The sequence below is a fragment of the Paenibacillus plantarum genome, assembly GCF_013141695.1.
GTDB classification, from domain to species: Bacteria; Bacillota; Bacilli; order Paenibacillales; family NBRC-103111; genus Paenibacillus_E; species Paenibacillus_E plantarum.
Genome location: NZ_WHNY01000040.1, coordinates 110,223 through 125,691, shown reverse-complemented (window position 1 = coordinate 125,691; position 15,469 = coordinate 110,223). Strand labels below are relative to the sequence as shown.

Below are 15,469 nucleotides of genomic sequence, written 5' to 3'. Positions count from 1 at the left end.
TAAAAAGGGAATAGGAGGCTTTTCGCGAATACTATTTATGGAGGGGGGCTAACTGTGAAACTATACGAACGATCATTAAAATCTCAACTTGTTAGTGTTTGTATGTTTTTCTTCTTATCTTTGGTACAACTCATCATTAATATTGGCGACCATCGCCCAGTTGGTTTTATTGTTATTTTCAGTTTTTGTCTGGGACTATTTCTTATTCTAGCTGTCATTATTAGTATAGATCTCATCCAAAAAGACGCGGAGAAAATAGTGGCTAACGTAGAATTTATCGAAGAATTCCGTATTCATATTCGAAAACCAAATGGAAAGCTAATGAAAGTGCGTGTAAAAGCAACAGAATATGAACACTTTCATCTCAATCAATCCGTCGAATTACTAGTAGGTAAACGGACTAGTGCTTTGCTTACAATCAATAGTTTGGAAGATGACATTGAGGATGTTTCTCAAGCGGATATGATTACTACGGAGGACGTATGAAGCGAGTACGAAACCTATTCAAAAGTAAGCTAATATGGGCTTTGCTCATTCTCATTGTGTTCATGTATGACCGCATTGCACCCATCTATAAGTAAAACAAAGAGGGCACCTTTAAGTAGAATCATCTACTTGGGGGTAGCCCTCTTTCAATTTACTTTGGCCTACTTTTACTTATAAAACGTGGATTGAAAAGGTGTCAGTGCTGCAAGGACCGCATCCCGAAATACATCACTTCGTGTAATTCGACCATTCGTAAATAAACCATAAGCGCCTTCTTTATGATTACTCCCGACCGTGCTGCTCATTTCATCGATGATGTGGCGAAGTTCGGTTCCACCTTGTATTAATTTCTCTCCAATTTCTTGGGGAATAGGGAAATATAACCCTTTGCCGACGTAAAGCTGAAGCCCATCCCAAGCGGCGCAAACAGAGAAGAGGTACCACTGCCTCGTATGGATGCTGTCGAATGTAAGGCCACCTTCAAGTCCAAGTCCAAAGTCGGCTTCAGGCTCTGCCTTAAGCACATTCTTGGCCCGTGTGATCGCACCAAGAATGGTTTCATCTTCCGTCATTGGCTGGTCAGAAACACCAGAAGGGACAGCGTGACAAATCGGTTCTATCCCCGTAGCCGCTACCACAGCAGCTCGCTTTGCTTGATTTTTTGTACCTAAAGCGATTCTTACTTTTTTGTCAAACAGTTGTCATCACTCCTAACTTTCCCAAAACAGATCAACGGAAACAATAAGTCTAGTATATCATGTTTTGATTTCTATTAAGATTAGTGTCAAGGTGCGCTTTTTCTGCTCGGTACTAAATGTGTGCAAAGTTGGGCATATTTGTTAAAAACATGAGTTGATGAAGGGGACAATGGTGCTGCAGTCATGGGAAATATTCTACTCCTTACATGTTATATCCTTACGACTATTGCCTTTTTCGTTACAAAGCGAAGGTTGCAACTGTTCGAAACGATCTTTTGCTGGTTAATTGTACTTTTACTGCAGGGTGTCTACTTTATGATTATCACCTTGAATTATCAGTTATTGATTCCTTCGCTTCGGTTACCGGATATCATCTTAAGAATCGTATCTCAACAAGTAGTTACGCCGATTATTGTGATAGTGGCCATGGAGCAGTTTGTAAAAACACATGGATTATTGTACAAGATGTTGTCCATCTTTATTTTCTCAATCTTTCAAATGTTCTTGAAATTTTGGATGCATAGCTTAGGAATTGTTCACTACTCTGAACAGTGGAAAGTATCTTGGTCATATTTGGAAAGCGTCTTGCTCCTTATTTGCACAGGACTTGCACTGCTAGTGTATCGGTTGATTATGCGAAAGGAAGGAATACCATTTGAGTCAACTTGATGTGTTATTGCAAAGGAATACGCTATTTACACTCGTATGTCTCGTGTTAAGTTATGGTTTCATGTGGTTTCTTCCAAGTAACATGCCCAAATCTGTAAGTATCATCATGATGCTTTTCAGTCTGAATACGGCCAAAAGTTTGGACACGATCATTGCCGTACCACCGTTTGACCTCTATAACACGAATATTTATCCGTATTTCGATCTTGCAGATATTCTAACTTGGTGTTTATATCCTGTTTTTGGTTATTTTTTTGCTTATTACTACATCAAGTTCCGTATTCGTGGGTTGATGATTCCTGTCTATATTTTATGTTGCTCGTTAATAGGAACAGCCTTTGAAGCTTTGAATGTTTATTTTGATGTATTTCAGTACCGACACTGGAAACTAAGTTATTCCTTTTGCGTGTATCTCATCGTGCAGATGCTGTGTGTTCTTGTATTTACCAAGCTGAAAAAGCATTGGATTGATCAAAAATCTCAATCGACAAGGAGAATCGATCGAACTTGAGTTCTTTACAAGACCATCCGCCACGGAGACAGCAGGCTCTATTAAGTTTGGACGGTTTAACCAGCCTGCGTTGGCAGGATCCGAAGATAATAGCGTGGTGGTCAGCTTCCTTTCCTGGATTCGGTCATTTCCTGCTCCACCAATTTATACGCGGATTTCTGTTATCAGCATGGGAAGTGGCCATCAATTCACTTGCTAGAATCAATGAGGCGATCTATTACTCCTTCAGTGGGCAATTCGAGTTGGCTGCACAAGTTATTGAGCCAAGATGGGCATTTGCCTATGCCATCGTTTACTTGTTCGCGATATGGGATAGTTATCTCAAAGCGATCGATGCGAATAAGCAATACCATCTGGCAAAACTTGAAGGAGCAAGAATTACGTCCAACCTCATTAAACCGTGGACGATCACGAATATTAGCTTCAAAAGACCTGGGGCAGCTATGGTCTGTTCCTTTGTTTTTCCTGGACTCGGCCAGTTATATAATAACCGAATTGCTTTAGGATTCTATGGGGTACTCTGGTGGTTTATTTATATGACCATGTCACGATCACACGAAGCCGTCCTTTATCTGATACTTGGTAAGTTATCCAAATCGACTGCACTACTAAATCCACATTGGCTATTATTTATGCCGTCAGTCATTGGAGGCTCTGTATATGACGCATGTATGACAGCGCAAGATCATAATCGACTTTTTCGTCTAGAGCAGAAGCAATATTTAGCAGAAAAGTATCCACATTTTCCATTACGTCTGTTTGAGAAGGAGAATGACCCGCATGCTGATCATTAGTACTTTTGAGCACTCGATAGAAGTGGAGGAAGCACTAGCTGTACTTGAACAGATGGGTCTAGCTCGTAATGAAATCATGACAATCATGATGGATAACTATATGGACATACCAGATCATAATTACAATTCAAATCCGAACAAGAAAACGCTGGCCTTTGAGGTGGGTATGGCAACATCCACGGCAGTCACTGTCATTGGAATTAGTCTCGGCTTCATTCTGTATTGGGGTCCCATTATTTGGGGAGTTATAAGCGCCATTTGTGGATTTATGATAGGGTATTGTATCACACGCTACATACAAACGAAGCTACTTAAACATGTTATTCGCAAAAAAGAGCGATTACCCGAGCTTGCTGTCATTATCCAATGCCATGAGGAACGATTTAAAGAGGTACAGCATGTGTTGTGGGAATACCAAGCGCTATCCGTAGGCAAATTTTAAAATAGAACATATGACAAGCTTGAGTTTTCAAGCTTTTTTTTGCTGTCTTGCACAAATTAGAAAGAGGCTAATGGATGCATATCCATTAGCCTCTTTCTTCTCACTACAACGCGTAGTCTTATTTCATTTTGGCTAATTCATAATCAAACCACGTTCGCATCTCACCAGTACTCAGATTCTCAATCGTATTGTTGCGATGTTTAATGAAAATGTTTCTGTTCTTATCCAAATAATAGTCGCCAAAAACATAGTCGGATAAACGTTTTGTTTCTAATTTGGTATTCAGAGTGTACAGCCCTGCCGTGTCTTGCATAGCATAATCCTTATTCGAAACACCATTCAGTACGATATAAAGGCTTCCATCGGCGGATGCTGGATTGGACAATGAAAGGTTTGTTATACCTAATGCATTAACATCTAACTCATGAAGCCGTTCATTGACCATGTGAAGAGTTCCTTCTTGGTCCAGCAAGCCAACACGGGCACTACCCGATATAAAGCCATTTCGACTAGGTAATTTGGCAGAAGCAATCCACACAGTACCATCTGGATTCGGAATGACGCGGTCTAGCTTTTGATTGAAATCTCCGAGTCGGGTCACGTTCCCATTTTGAATAAGAAATGTATACGTCGTGCCATAATTTGGCCCAATAGCGGCAATCGGCAAGGTCAAATTAATGGATATGATCACCCGTTGATCGCCTGCCGGGAATACCGAGTAAGTTGGGACAGGTGCTCCCCAGTCTGCCGATTCCCATACATCGGAGTCTGTAAGTGTGTGTACTTTTACATTATCGTAGTACAAATCACGATCTTTGCGCACTAATTCTACTGGTTTACCAGCAAATGGATGGGGAGACGTAGAAAGTCCTTTGATGAATTGATCTTGTTCTTCATTGTTTTTCCATTCGATTTGATAGTTGCTTTTATCCATCTTAAGCATGGATTTTGTACGGTCCGCGGAAAGCAAGGAGTAGAAATATAACGAACGATCATCGTCACCAATGATGGAATAGATAGCATTTTGCCCACCAACTAGCGATAGCCCTTCATCATCACTCCATTGGATGTCAATCTGAAGCAGATCATGGACAAATCGCCAAGTCAAAGGCATATAAGTCACATCTCGATACGTTAGAAAAGGGTAGGGCTCTGTTTTATTATTGATTTCTATTTGATTCATCGTGATGGGCACATCAGAAACCTGGACAGAGTAACTATTTGCATTATTCTTGGTTGTTAGATCCTGTTCAAGCGGGTTTTGATGAATAGGTGGAGGGAAATTCCGATTTGACCAAATCTGCAATCCATCGGATTCACTCCAGTTGTATTCAATGCCGAGCGTTTGGAAATTATTCCACGTCATGGGTAGGTAAGTGATGTCTTTATACACCAGAAACGGGTATTGGCTATGGGTAATATCCATGTCTTTACCATTGATTTGAATTGGAAAATAAGGCAGAGATGCTTTCACAGATACGCTTGCTGAAGCTTGCATGGGAAGTAACGGTAACAATCCGCTCATTAATCCGAGAATGACAATCGAGCATTTTATAGCAAATTTCTTCAAAACCATCACCCTTTTCTAAGTTAGTATTGCTACTGATTAGACGCGAGATGGTGAGAAAAGTTGTATGAATGGAGGAGGATATATCCAGATCGTGTTGATGATGGTAAATTTTGAGTCATGATCTCACAGATTTCTCATGTTACAATCGTTGAGATCCAAGCTGGATCCAAAACTTAGAAGGCCGAAGCTTTTTTGAAGCACGGGGGAACCAATCTTTGGGGTGAAGTCGCGTTATACGCGGCCGGGTGATTACTCTTTGATCCGAATCCGACAGCTAACCTCGCAGGCCGCAAAAAGGAGAGGTTTATAGTGAAAAGTTACAAGAAGCTTGTAGTTACAGGAGCATTAGGTTTAACCTTCTTGATGGGGGCTAACGCAGCATTTGCTTCTACGGGAACGCATACGGTAGCAGGCAACGATACTATGTGGTTAATCTCTAAGAAGTATGGCGTCAGCCTTACTTCGCTGATCAAGGCGAATCCGCAGATAGCCAACCCGAACATGATTTGGTCTGGCATGAAGCTCAACATCCCAGGAAGCACGGGTACGACTGTTGCGACTAAACCACAGGTTACGCCAGCACCGACGCAATCCAATTTCGCTAGCCAAGTGGTTACCTTAGTCAACCAGGAGAGAACGAAAGCTGGATTGAAGCCTTTGACCAGCAATAGCGCACTTACCGCGATGGCACTGGATAAAGCGAAAGACATGTACAATAACGGCTATTTCGATCATACTTCGCCAACGTACGGGTCACCTTTTGATATGATGAGCTCCTATGGCATTCCTTATTCCTACGCGGGTGAAAACATCGCCAAAGGTCAACAAACGCCTGATGCTGTCATGACAGCATGGATGAACAGTTCAGGTCATAGAGCGAATATCTTGAGTCCGAACTACACCCAAATTGGCGTGGGTTATTACAACGGTGAGTGGGTACAGGAATTTATAAGTAATTAAGTTAAGTTACGTGAAATCGTGGATTGTGGCAGTCTCCCTTGGGGAGGCTGTTTTTTTTGTATTAACGCTTCAGTGTGGGTCATCTGTACGGAGTTAGGGAACGACGTTCCGCAACAATGGATAGAATCCAATAAATCCAACCTACTAATTGTATGTGATGGTATTATATATGATATGGATCGGCAAGGATCGTATTATGTAGCTGAAAATCTAAATTGATATAGAAAGAATATTGAGGTGCATCCAGTGATTAAGATTTTCACAGAAATCGAGATTGAAGCAGCTATTGAAGATTGCTTTGACATGGCAACGAATATTGATATACATACGCGGACTGTTTGGCCACATACCAAGGAACGAGCGATAGCTGGAACGACAATAGGCATGATTAGTGGAGGGGATACGGTTACTTTTGAGGCGAGACATTTCTTCATTAGGCAAAAACACAAGTCACTCATTTCGGATTATGTTCGACCTTATCGCTTTGTTGATGAAATGTTGCAGGGTACTTTTAAAAGTATGAGGCATGAGCACGAATTTATCGATTTAGGTGATAAAACTTTGATGAAAGATACGTTAAGTTTTGAGGCCCCGATGGGCTGGGTCGGCTGGATCGTTGAGAGGGTTGTGTTGAGGAGTTATATGACACGATTTTTAAACTATCGGAATGAGCAGTTGAAAATTTTAGCTGAGCGAAAGTAAGTAGGGAGAAAAGAAGAGAGGGGATCCAATTGAAATTCTATCTTGCATCCAGTTTCAAAAACATCGACAACGTCCGAAATGTTGCGCAGCAGTTGAAGTCTATGGGATATATTCAAACCTACGATTGGACGACGCTTACAAGTATAGAATCACTTCAAGAGCTCGCGGCGATCGGTGCGAAAGAGAAAGAAGCCGTATTGCGTGCGGATCTCTTTATCATCATGCTGCCAGCGGGTAAGGGAAGCCATGTCGAGTTAGGACTTGCATTAGGAGCAGGGAAGGCTATTTTTATGTATTCTGCTCACGATGAGATAAATGATATTGAAACAACGAGTACATTTTATCAACTGCCGGAGGTGCATAAAATCATCGGACCGATAGACGATTTAGTTTCAACGATAAATAAAAGTTGCGGTCGAACAAACATGGGGATGCCTAATTTGAGTAGCAAGGGAACGTAGGTACGCTATTTCTATGTAAAATGCTAGTTTTGCCAGTTAACGGAACGTGAGTGCGCTATTTGTCCGTTTTCGTGGTATTTTGGCGGTTTTCGAGTATATAGTGTACTGACGTTCCCTTTCGATGTCAATCTTGCTTGTTTTGGTGTAAATAGTGTCTCCTGGTTCCGTTACGATTAATATGCTAGATTTTAAAAGATAGAGGGGTTCAACCAATGAGCAACAAAAAAATAAAATGGTTTATTCTTAGTTTTGTGATCTTCATCATCGCTGCGATTGCGATTAAGCTTATTGTGGCTTTCGGTGGAGATATGGTAGTTAGTAGCCATAATGTGTCGACTTTTACTAGTAAATCAAATGTGAATGGTAACGTTAAACTTACGATCGGGACTTTGAAAGGTACGTATAAGGTTCATGAGTATACGATTAAAACCGCTGGGAAAGTCAGTATTCCTTATGAATCAACGGTCGAATCCGGGAATGTAACCCTGCAAGTAGTGAACATGAATCTCGTACAATGGGAGAAAGTAATCTCTCCATCAAGCAGTGGACTCATCGAGTTTAATGGAGTGAGTGGAAGCTACTCGATTCAACTAGTGACAGAAGAAGCAAAGAAAATAAGTGTGAAACTCAATTTAAAATAGCTGAAAATTCACTTCCCACAATTCTGCCACCGGTTGCTGACTGAATGGCAATACCGCGGCATATACGGAGGAGGCCTGAATTCCGGTATTGTTTCTTCAGAAATACCCATCGCAAGATCACCAAGAAAGATGTCTGTAGGCCGTGGGAGATAAATTCGTCCATCGTTTGAATTGTTTGCTGAATTGCGACAAATCCTTGTATCCCAATTGTTCGGCGATATGCTCGATTGAATGCGTAGGGTCCATGAGCAGGAGCTTGGCTTGACGCAGCTTGATTGTGCTCAAATAATGCCGTGGGGAAACCCCATAAGCTTTGTGAAAAACTCGATTGCAATGTGTGGGACTATACCCGAGCTGCTTCGCAATAAGCGTTATTCGAAATGGTTCCTGCCCCTTCATTGTCGCAGATGCTTGATGCTCAATGAATGCAGCTAGCTGCGCAGCTAAGCCTGAATCTCCTGTTTGCTGATTAGAAACCACAGCCTCATCGAGTAAGACCTCGCTTAACGCGGTGAAAATTCGAAAGGAAGCATGCATCGTTTGCAGCTTTAGACTCAGTCCACTAGAGGTATTTTCTCTGGCTATTTGTGCGAGATCCATAAGAATGGGACGGAGTAAGCTCTCCATTTTGCTGCCAGAGGGGTGAACAATTTGCCCAATTTGACTTAATTGCTGACGAAACCAAGGATCCGTTACCTCTACATGTACACACACGTACTCCATCATATTGCCATCGACCGCACCCAAGCTTGCATGCACTTCATTCGGAAGGATCCAAACCAAATCGCCTTGCTTTTGTACAAAATGCTTGTCGCCAACGCGCATACGTTGGGAGCCATCTACGACAAGATTCAACTCAAACATCGGATGTTGATGCTCGGGGAATGACCACTGCGCGTTAACCTTGCGAAGATGCGCGGCAAAAATCCGGAAAGATGCCTGCACATCCGGCAGCATACCGCCATGAACGACATTTTCGAGACCAGCGGGTAACGATTCTTGTTGAAAGACTTTCATATAAAGACTCCTTTAGGAAGGTTTTTCGGTATTGGATACGATAACTATCTCACTTAAATAGGATGGAATCAAATGTTTCTTTTGTCCAAATGTATGAACGTATTGCCCATGGGTTCAGGGTTTCGATCATTGTATAATAAGGGCAAATGACTGAGAGGAGCATCATCCTGATATGAAAAATCAATTTTTCAATGCACACCATTCGCCAATCGGCGCATTTGCAAGTTTTACTCTTGGATTTCCAGGCAAAAGCGGGGGCTTCGATCTCGAGCAAGCACGTCCGCCAAAGCAAAATATATATATTGGACTAGAAACTAAGCAAGGCGGCACTTATGATGCATTACCATTCTTCGAATACGTGAGTGAGGACGAAAGCCTTCGCTATGATATTGAAAATCCGGATCCAAAGCCGAATAAAAAGAAAACGGTATTCCCTTTTGCACAGGATGAGATTCAACGAGATTTCTATGTCAGCACAGATACGTGGAAAGCTGGTGATTTGACATTCAGTCTGATTTCTCCCGTTCAGTCTGTACCGGATCCGGCAACAGCAAGTGATGAGGAGTTGCGTTTAGCGCTCGTCCCAGCTGTTCTTGCGAAGATTACCGTAGACAATACCCATGGAACCTCATCTAGAAGAGTTTTCTTCGGGTATCAAGGAACAGATCCATACAGTGCGATGCGTAGGTTGGATGATACGATGGAGGGTGCCGCGGGAATAGGTCAAGGCCGGATTACAGCCATTGTATCCAAAGATCCTGAAGTGCGTTCAGGTCTCTATTTTAGTATCGAAGATATTTTGAAAATGAAAATGGTAGAGAACTTGACCTTCGGACTCGGTACTGTTGGTGCTTTATTCGCTGACACCCCTGCGGGGGAGAAACGCACGTATGAATTCGCCATTTGCTTCCATCGCGGAGGCATTGTTACAGCAGGTCGTGATGCATCCTATACGTACGCACGTTTATTCCACAATATTGAAGCCGTTGCTGAGTACGCTTTGGGCAACTTCGATAAGCTAACGGCATTAGCTCAAAGCTCAGACGATAACATCGCTAATTCACGCTTGTCGGATGATCAGAAGTTCATGCTTGCGCATGCGATTCGTAGCTATAACGGAAATACACAGCTTCTAGATATGGATGATGAGCCATTCTGGATCGTCAATGAAGGCGAATACCGGATGATGAACACGTTCGATTTGACCGTTGATCAGTTATTTTATGAATTAGCCGTGAATCCTTGGACGGTACGTAATGAACTGGATATGTTCGTAAAACGGTATAGTTATGAAGACATGGTTAGTTTCCCAGGCGATCCTACGGAATACCCGGGAGGGATTTCATTTACGCATGATATGGGAGTTGCGAATACACTTTCTCGTCCAGGCTACTCGGCTTATGAGCTTTATGGTTTGGATGACTGTTTCTCCCATATGACACATGAGCAATTGGTGAATTGGACTTTATGCGGAGCAACCTATGTAGCGCATACCGATGATCAAGCATGGCTGCAAGCGAATCTTACCATTTTCGAAAAATGTTTAACGAGTATGCTCCATCGCGATCATCCGAATCCAGAACTGCGCAATGGGATCATGTCGTTAGACAGCACGCGCACGATGGGTGGAGCAGAAATCACGACGTATGATAGTTTAGATGTCTCGTTGGGACAATCGCGTAACAATATTTATATGGCAGGCAAATGTTGGGCGGCATACGTGGCGATGGAAACTATTTTTGCTCAAAATGGCAGAGAAAATCTAGCTCTGATCGCAAGTGAGCAGGCTCTAAAATGTGCACAAACGGTAACGTCTTTCGTCACGGAAGAAGGGTACATACCAGCAGTTGTTGGTGAAGGCAATGATTCCAAAATCATTCCAGCGATCGAAGGCTTGGTATTCCCTTACTTTACAGGCAATAAGTCTGCGCTTGACGTGAAGGGGCGTTACGGCTTTTATATCGAAGCATTGAAAAAACATTTGGATGTAGTCCTTGTTGAAGGTACTTGCCTGTTCACGGATGGTGGATGGAAGCTTTCCTCGACAAGTAATAACTCCTGGTTAAGCAAAATTTATTTGTGCCAATTCGTCGCACGTGAAATCTTAGATCTAGCTTGGGATGAAACGGGAGCTGCCGCGGATGCAGCCCATGTTGCATGGTTGACGCACCCAACCTTGTCCATTTGGAGCTGGAGTGATCAAATCATTTCCGGTGAGATTACAGGCAGTAAGTACTACCCACGCGGAGTTACGAGCATTTTATGGCTGCAAGAAAAGAAATAATCCCATTCGAGCAACTGAAGCCTTCGCTTTGGTTGCTTTTTTGTTGGTACTATTTGTAAAATAGAAAGGGTGAGCTTCGTTTGATTGGAGGTATTGAGCTTATGAAAAAAGAAATATCTGCAGGCGGTGTCGTTTACCGACAAATTGGCAATGATTTTCACATTTTACTCATCGAGGATCGCTATCGGAAACTGGCTTTTGCGAAAGGTCGCATGGAGGCTGGGGAGACGATTGAGCAAGCGGCGCTTCGGGAAATCAAAGAGGAAACGAATATTGATGGGAAAATTATTCAGCCACTGATTATCAATTATTATCAGTTCGAACACACGGAACATGGACATGTTGAGAAGGAAACACACTATTATTTAGTCGAAGCGCTCAGCGATGATCTCAAAGCTCAAACGGAGGAAATTCGGGGAGTCAAGTGGCATGGCGCGTCGGATGTTTGGGCCGAACACAATTTGAATGGCTACGAGAATAATCGTGGGATTTTGAGAATGGCGCTTGAAATCTTGGGATTCCTAGGTGAAGAGGATGAGATGACTGTATAATGAAAGCGTATAGATTTGGTTATGTGTTGGTGACCATTTGGTTGATTTGGATGTTCTATGGTTTTAACAAATATAGCGATGTAGATGAGAATAAAATGTTCCAAATTTTAGTGATTACGGGATTAGGGCTCATTCTTTTTCCAATTTACTTTGTTGGCGTCTATCTGTGTGGCATTTTTATGAAAAGAAAAACTTAGGAGGCAAAACATTTGAATACGAAAAACGAATTGCCACAACTGCATTTTGAAGATCAACTTGCTTTTGAACAGTGGCTTGCGATAAATCATAACACTTCATCTGGCATCCGATTGCAAATCGCAAAGAAAGGTGCTCGAATCCAAACGGTTTCCTACGATCAAGCACTAGAGAGCGCGTTATGCTATGGGTGGATTGATAGCCAGAAAGAAAAAGCGGACGAGCAGAGCTGGCTTCAACGATTTACGCCTCGCGGAGTCAGAAGTATTTGGTCCAAAGTGAATAAAGATAAGGCAGAGATGCTAATTGCAAATGGACGAATGAAACCTTCCGGCATGAAGGCGATCGAAGCTGCGAAGAAGAATGGGCAGTGGGAGAAAGCTTATGAACCGCAAAGTCATGCAACAATCCCCGAGGATTTTGCTTTGCAATTGGAGAAGAATAGCGAGGCGAAGGCCTTCTATGATACGCTGGATCGGCAAAATAAATATGCGATTACGTTCCGGATTCATACAGCCAAGAAGCAAGAAACCCGTGTGAAGCGGATTCAGGAGTTTATTTTGATGCTTGAAAATGGGGAGAAGATTTATCCTTAGGACTTTGAAATAGATGAACAGAGAGGAAAACCAACATCATGACGAAAAAACTTTATTATGAAGATGCGTATATGAAAGAATGGCAAACTGCGATCAGCCAGAAGATCGAAAGAGAAGATGGTAATTATGTCCTCTTGGAGGAGACAGCGTTTTATCCGCATGGCGGTGGACAACCCTGTGATGCTGGTGAAATCAACGGGATAGCTGTTCTGGACGTGATTCTGGAGGATGAAGTGGTCCTACATAAGCTGGAGAACATGCCAGAAGGAACACAAGTGAATTGTAAGCTGGACTGGCAGCTTAGATTCGATCATATGCAGCAACATAGTGGTCAGCATTTACTTTCTGCCGTATGCCGAGATCTTTTTGACGCTAACACGGTGAGTTTTCATCTGGGGACGGATTACTGCACGATCGATGTGGAGACCCTTGAACTTGAACCCAGTAAGTTAGCGGCGATTGAGACGGAAGTGAATCGTAAGATTTACGAGAATCGCTCGATTAGCAGCTATTTCGTAACACCTGAGGAGCTAGCGCAGCTGCCGCTTGTCAAGCAGCCAAAGGTGACGAAGGATATTCGCATTGTTGAAATCAATGGTGTGGAGTATAACGCATGCGGAGGCACACATGTTGCGTCCACTGGCGCGATTGGGATGATTAAGCTTTTGAAAACGGAGAAGCAAAAAGGGAACACTCGGATTCATTTCCTTTGTGGTTCTCGCGCGTTGACTGAATTTAACGAAAATGTCAGGATTCTTGGGTCCTTGTCGGGCAAATTTAATACGGGCAAAGATGAAATCATAGATCGCATTGAGAAGTGGGAGCATGAGCACAAACTTGTTCACACAGAGTTAACAGAGCTTAAAGAGAAACTAGATGAGTACTTGGTGCAGGAGTTATTGGTGGAAAGTCAGAATGTTATTGCACATCAGTTCACTGATAAATCATTGAAGGATATGCAGAGTTTAGCAACTAAGATTATTTCGAAGTCTGATCTTCCAATCTTGTTCATAAGTTCTTCTGAGAACAAAGTCGTATTTGCACACAGTGGCCAATATGCACAAGCTTGCGGAGCTTTCTTCAAAACTCATTTAGGAAGCTACAACGGCAAAGGCGGCGGCAGCGATAAATTGGCGCAAGCTGGATTCTCCAGTGGAGAAGATGCTATGGCCTTCTATTCATATGCGGAAGCGCAATTGAGAGGAAATTAAGGAAGATCGTTTGGAGGGTGTTCTATGAAGAAACGATTAACCATTTTTTTCGTAGCAGCTGTAGTATTAATTGGGTTTTATTTTATTTCTGAACTCTTTAGATCCGAACCACCTAAACCGACGATTACGGCAGGCGGTAAAAAAATTGCTTTCGCGCAAGGTTCAAATTGTTGGTCTGGTTTATTTAGCGGAGTGTGCTCAGATATGCCTGCTCCCCATGAGCTGACTAAATATGCAGGTCTTAATCCCGTTGTGGTCTCACCAGAATCCCAAATAACGATCAAATTTAGAATCAAACCTAAGAAAAATTCATTGGGTGTGCAGTTATGGACAAATAATGAAGGGACATCTGAAATTGTCCAACTAAAGAATCAAATATTGACGGTACCCAAAGAGAAAGGCGTGTACATATACGGGATTTCCGCAAATTGGAGGAAAGGAAGTTCCATGTATTTCTTTGTTATAGAGGTTCGATAGATCAATCTAAAATTGATTTATAAATTTGTCACATAAGGAGATATCTTGATAACGCATTTAATATCAATGCAAAAGCTAATTAAAGGGACTGAACAAACGGGTACTATAGTTTTAATCACGATATTACGGCAACCGGCACACACTGGGCTGCCGTTGTCCATTGAAGTAACGGGCAGTCCACTTCCGAAATATGTCAATTCTCAATTGTGTAAGTAAGGATATAGTGAGAATAACAGGGCAATTGGAATGTGAATTCGTAGAGGAGGTTAAAAAATGATAGAACAAGTTACGGTCGTGGCAAACCCTGCCTATCCACTCGAAGGAATTTTAACATTGCCGTATGACTCCAAAGAAAAAGTTCCGGCAGTGGTATTCGTTCATGGCTCAGGACCCTTAGACAAAGACGAAACCATCGGTGCCAATAAATTATTTCGAGATTTGGCAGAGGGACTTGCGAGTAAAGGAATTGGCTCGTTGCGTTATGATAAACGCACGAATACCCATGGCAAAGAAGTCATAACAGAACTTGGCGGCAAACTTAGCATAAAGGAAGAAATAATCGAGGACGCTATTATGGCAATCCATATGCTGAAAAAAGACCCTCGCGTTGATGCAAACCGTGTATTTTTGATTGGACACAGCCAAGGCGGGATGCTTGCTCCCCGAATCGACGCCGAAGGCGGCGATCTAACAGGGCTTGTACTCTTAGCCGGAACAGCTCGAACGCTTGAAGAAGTGATCCTCAATCAAAACGAAGACTCCATTAACCAGCTTGAAGAAGCTCAGAAAGAAATCGCCTTAAAGCAGGTCAAAGAACTACAGGATAAGTTCGACGCCATCGATAACATGACAGAAGAGATGGCGCAGCAAACCCCGTTATTTGCTTCTGTTTATGGCTGGTATCTTAAAGAGATGAAGCAGCATCCTGTTCGTGATTATTTCTATCAAAGTAAAAAACCGATTTTCGTGATACAGGGCGAACAAGATGTGCAGGTGTCGGTCGAAAAAGATTTTGACCTATTCCGCGAGATGTTAAAAGACAATCCATCTGCTTCTTTCAAGCTGTATCCCGGCTTGAACCATCTATTCATGATAGCGATATACGGGACACTGAAAGATATTTGGCAAGAATATTATATCCCGCAAACAGTGGACTCTGCTGTTGTAAAAGATATTGCTCAGTGGATATTGTCGGTTTAGACCG

The 15,469-nt window shown here is 42.5% G+C and carries 18 protein-coding genes and 1 riboswitch; of the genes, 15 read left to right on the top strand and 3 right to left on the bottom strand.

What is annotated here, in order from left to right; all coding sequences use genetic code 11:
• The first annotated feature begins 54 nt into the window (after positions 1-54).
• Positions 55-486 (top strand): hypothetical protein, encoded by a 432-nt coding sequence (locus GC096_RS12730; RefSeq protein ID WP_171630600.1) that lies wholly within the window; start codon positions 55-57, stop codon positions 484-486.
• Between the two features lie 167 nt (positions 487-653).
• On the opposite strand, the gene GC096_RS12725 is transcribed toward GC096_RS12730, so the two are convergent.
• Entirely contained in the window at positions 654-1,184 is a 531-nt protein-coding gene (locus GC096_RS12725) for a DUF84 family protein (protein WP_171630958.1), read from the bottom strand.
• A 315-nt stretch (positions 1,185-1,499) separates the two neighbouring features.
• Between GC096_RS12725 and GC096_RS12720 the strand changes: the two genes are divergently transcribed.
• The 4 genes from GC096_RS12720 to GC096_RS12705 are packed head-to-tail and all read left to right on the top strand — an operon-like array spanning position 1,500 to position 3,600.
• On the top strand, positions 1,500-1,853 hold the full coding sequence (locus tag GC096_RS12720; RefSeq protein ID WP_171630599.1) for a hypothetical protein: 354 nt from the start codon (positions 1,500-1,502) through the stop codon (positions 1,851-1,853).
• Positions 1,840-2,364: a hypothetical protein gene (locus GC096_RS12715; RefSeq protein ID WP_171630598.1), complete on the top strand. Its 525-nt coding sequence runs from the start codon at positions 1,840-1,842 to the stop codon at positions 2,362-2,364. Before GC096_RS12720 ends, GC096_RS12715 begins: the two co-directional genes overlap by 14 nt.
• Positions 2,361-3,158 carry a hypothetical protein gene (locus tag GC096_RS12710; protein WP_171630597.1) on the top strand — a complete coding sequence of 266 codons (798 nt, stop codon included), beginning with the start codon at positions 2,361-2,363 and terminating at the stop codon, positions 3,156-3,158. The genes GC096_RS12715 and GC096_RS12710 overlap by 4 nt, the downstream gene beginning before the upstream one ends.
• Positions 3,145-3,600, top strand: coding sequence for a hypothetical protein (locus GC096_RS12705; RefSeq protein ID WP_171630596.1), 456 nt, complete (start codon positions 3,145-3,147; stop codon positions 3,598-3,600). Before GC096_RS12710 ends, GC096_RS12705 begins: the two co-directional genes overlap by 14 nt.
• A gap of 118 nt (positions 3,601-3,718) precedes the next feature.
• Here GC096_RS12705 and GC096_RS12700 read toward each other — a convergent pair whose 3' ends face one another.
• Complete coding sequence (locus GC096_RS12700) at positions 3,719-5,170, bottom strand: hypothetical protein (protein WP_171630595.1); 1,452 nt, start codon at positions 5,168-5,170, stop codon at positions 3,719-3,721.
• Between the two features lie 169 nt (positions 5,171-5,339).
• A riboswitch (cyclic di-AMP (ydaO/yuaA leader) is annotated at positions 5,340-5,474 on the top strand.
• Between the two features lie 5 nt (positions 5,475-5,479).
• Here GC096_RS12700 and GC096_RS12695 point away from each other — a divergent pair.
• The 4 genes from GC096_RS12695 to GC096_RS12680 all read left to right on the top strand — a co-directional run bounded on the left by GC096_RS12695 (position 5,480) and on the right by GC096_RS12680 (position 7,934).
• Positions 5,480-6,130: a CAP domain-containing protein gene (locus tag GC096_RS12695; RefSeq protein ID WP_312886258.1), complete on the top strand. Its 651-nt coding sequence runs from the start codon at positions 5,480-5,482 to the stop codon at positions 6,128-6,130.
• 246 nt (positions 6,131-6,376) lie between these two features.
• Positions 6,377-6,832, top strand: coding sequence for an SRPBCC family protein (locus GC096_RS12690; RefSeq protein WP_171630594.1), 456 nt, complete (start codon positions 6,377-6,379; stop codon positions 6,830-6,832).
• A 29-nt stretch (positions 6,833-6,861) separates the two neighbouring features.
• Entirely contained in the window at positions 6,862-7,293 is a 432-nt protein-coding gene (locus tag GC096_RS12685; RefSeq protein WP_171630593.1) for a group-specific protein, read from the top strand.
• Between the two features lie 212 nt (positions 7,294-7,505).
• Positions 7,506-7,934, top strand: a complete 429-nt coding sequence (locus GC096_RS12680; RefSeq protein ID WP_171630592.1) for a hypothetical protein — start codon at positions 7,506-7,508, stop codon at positions 7,932-7,934.
• A gap of 117 nt (positions 7,935-8,051) precedes the next feature.
• On the opposite strand, the gene GC096_RS12675 is transcribed toward GC096_RS12680, so the two are convergent.
• On the bottom strand, positions 8,052-8,951 hold the full coding sequence (locus tag GC096_RS12675; RefSeq protein WP_171630591.1) for a helix-turn-helix transcriptional regulator: 900 nt from the start codon (positions 8,949-8,951) through the stop codon (positions 8,052-8,054).
• A gap of 172 nt (positions 8,952-9,123) precedes the next feature.
• On the opposite strand from GC096_RS12675, the gene GC096_RS12670 reads away from it, so the two are divergent.
• The 6 genes from GC096_RS12670 (at position 9,124) to GC096_RS12645 (ending at position 15,465) form a co-directional block, all read left to right on the top strand.
• A complete protein-coding gene (locus GC096_RS12670; RefSeq protein ID WP_171630590.1) occupies positions 9,124-11,235 on the top strand; it encodes a glycoside hydrolase family 52 protein in 2,112 nt (703 codons plus the stop codon).
• A 101-nt stretch (positions 11,236-11,336) separates the two neighbouring features.
• Positions 11,337-11,786 carry an NUDIX hydrolase gene (locus GC096_RS12665; RefSeq protein ID WP_171630589.1) on the top strand — a complete coding sequence of 150 codons (450 nt, stop codon included), beginning with the start codon at positions 11,337-11,339 and terminating at the stop codon, positions 11,784-11,786.
• 209 nt (positions 11,787-11,995) lie between these two features.
• A complete protein-coding gene (locus GC096_RS12660) occupies positions 11,996-12,577 on the top strand; it encodes a YdeI/OmpD-associated family protein (protein ID WP_171630588.1) in 582 nt (193 codons plus the stop codon).
• A 38-nt stretch (positions 12,578-12,615) separates the two neighbouring features.
• Positions 12,616-13,788, top strand: a complete 1,173-nt coding sequence (locus tag GC096_RS12655; protein ID WP_171630587.1) for an alanyl-tRNA editing protein — start codon at positions 12,616-12,618, stop codon at positions 13,786-13,788.
• Between the two features lie 24 nt (positions 13,789-13,812).
• A complete protein-coding gene (locus GC096_RS12650) occupies positions 13,813-14,265 on the top strand; it encodes a hypothetical protein (protein ID WP_171630586.1) in 453 nt (150 codons plus the stop codon).
• Between the two features lie 273 nt (positions 14,266-14,538).
• Positions 14,539-15,465, top strand: coding sequence for an alpha/beta hydrolase family protein (locus tag GC096_RS12645; protein ID WP_171630585.1), 927 nt, complete (start codon positions 14,539-14,541; stop codon positions 15,463-15,465).
• The last annotated feature ends 4 nt before the right edge of the window (positions 15,466-15,469 follow it).

What these genes read in the sequence shown, in the direction of transcription:
- GC096_RS12665 (WP_171630589.1), top strand. Translation starts at nt 11,337, where the DNA reads ATGAAAAAAGAAATATCTGCAGGCGGTGTCGTTTACCGACAAATTGGC.
- GC096_RS12720 (WP_171630599.1), top strand. Translation starts at nt 1,500, where the DNA reads ATGATTATCACCTTGAATTATCAGTTATTGATTCCTTCGCTTCGGTTA.
- GC096_RS12655 (WP_171630587.1), top strand. Translation starts at nt 12,616, where the DNA reads ATGACGAAAAAACTTTATTATGAAGATGCGTATATGAAAGAATGGCAA.
- GC096_RS12645 (WP_171630585.1), top strand. Translation starts at nt 14,539, where the DNA reads ATGATAGAACAAGTTACGGTCGTGGCAAACCCTGCCTATCCACTCGAA.
- GC096_RS12650 (WP_171630586.1), top strand. Translation starts at nt 13,813, where the DNA reads ATGAAGAAACGATTAACCATTTTTTTCGTAGCAGCTGTAGTATTAATT.
- GC096_RS12670 (WP_171630590.1), top strand. Translation starts at nt 9,124, where the DNA reads ATGAAAAATCAATTTTTCAATGCACACCATTCGCCAATCGGCGCATTT.
- GC096_RS12705 (WP_171630596.1), top strand. Translation starts at nt 3,145, where the DNA reads ATGCTGATCATTAGTACTTTTGAGCACTCGATAGAAGTGGAGGAAGCA.
- GC096_RS12680 (WP_171630592.1), top strand. Translation starts at nt 7,506, where the DNA reads ATGAGCAACAAAAAAATAAAATGGTTTATTCTTAGTTTTGTGATCTTC.
- GC096_RS12675 (WP_171630591.1), bottom strand. Translation starts at nt 8,951, where the DNA reads ATGAAAGTCTTTCAACAAGAATCGTTACCCGCTGGTCTCGAAAATGTC.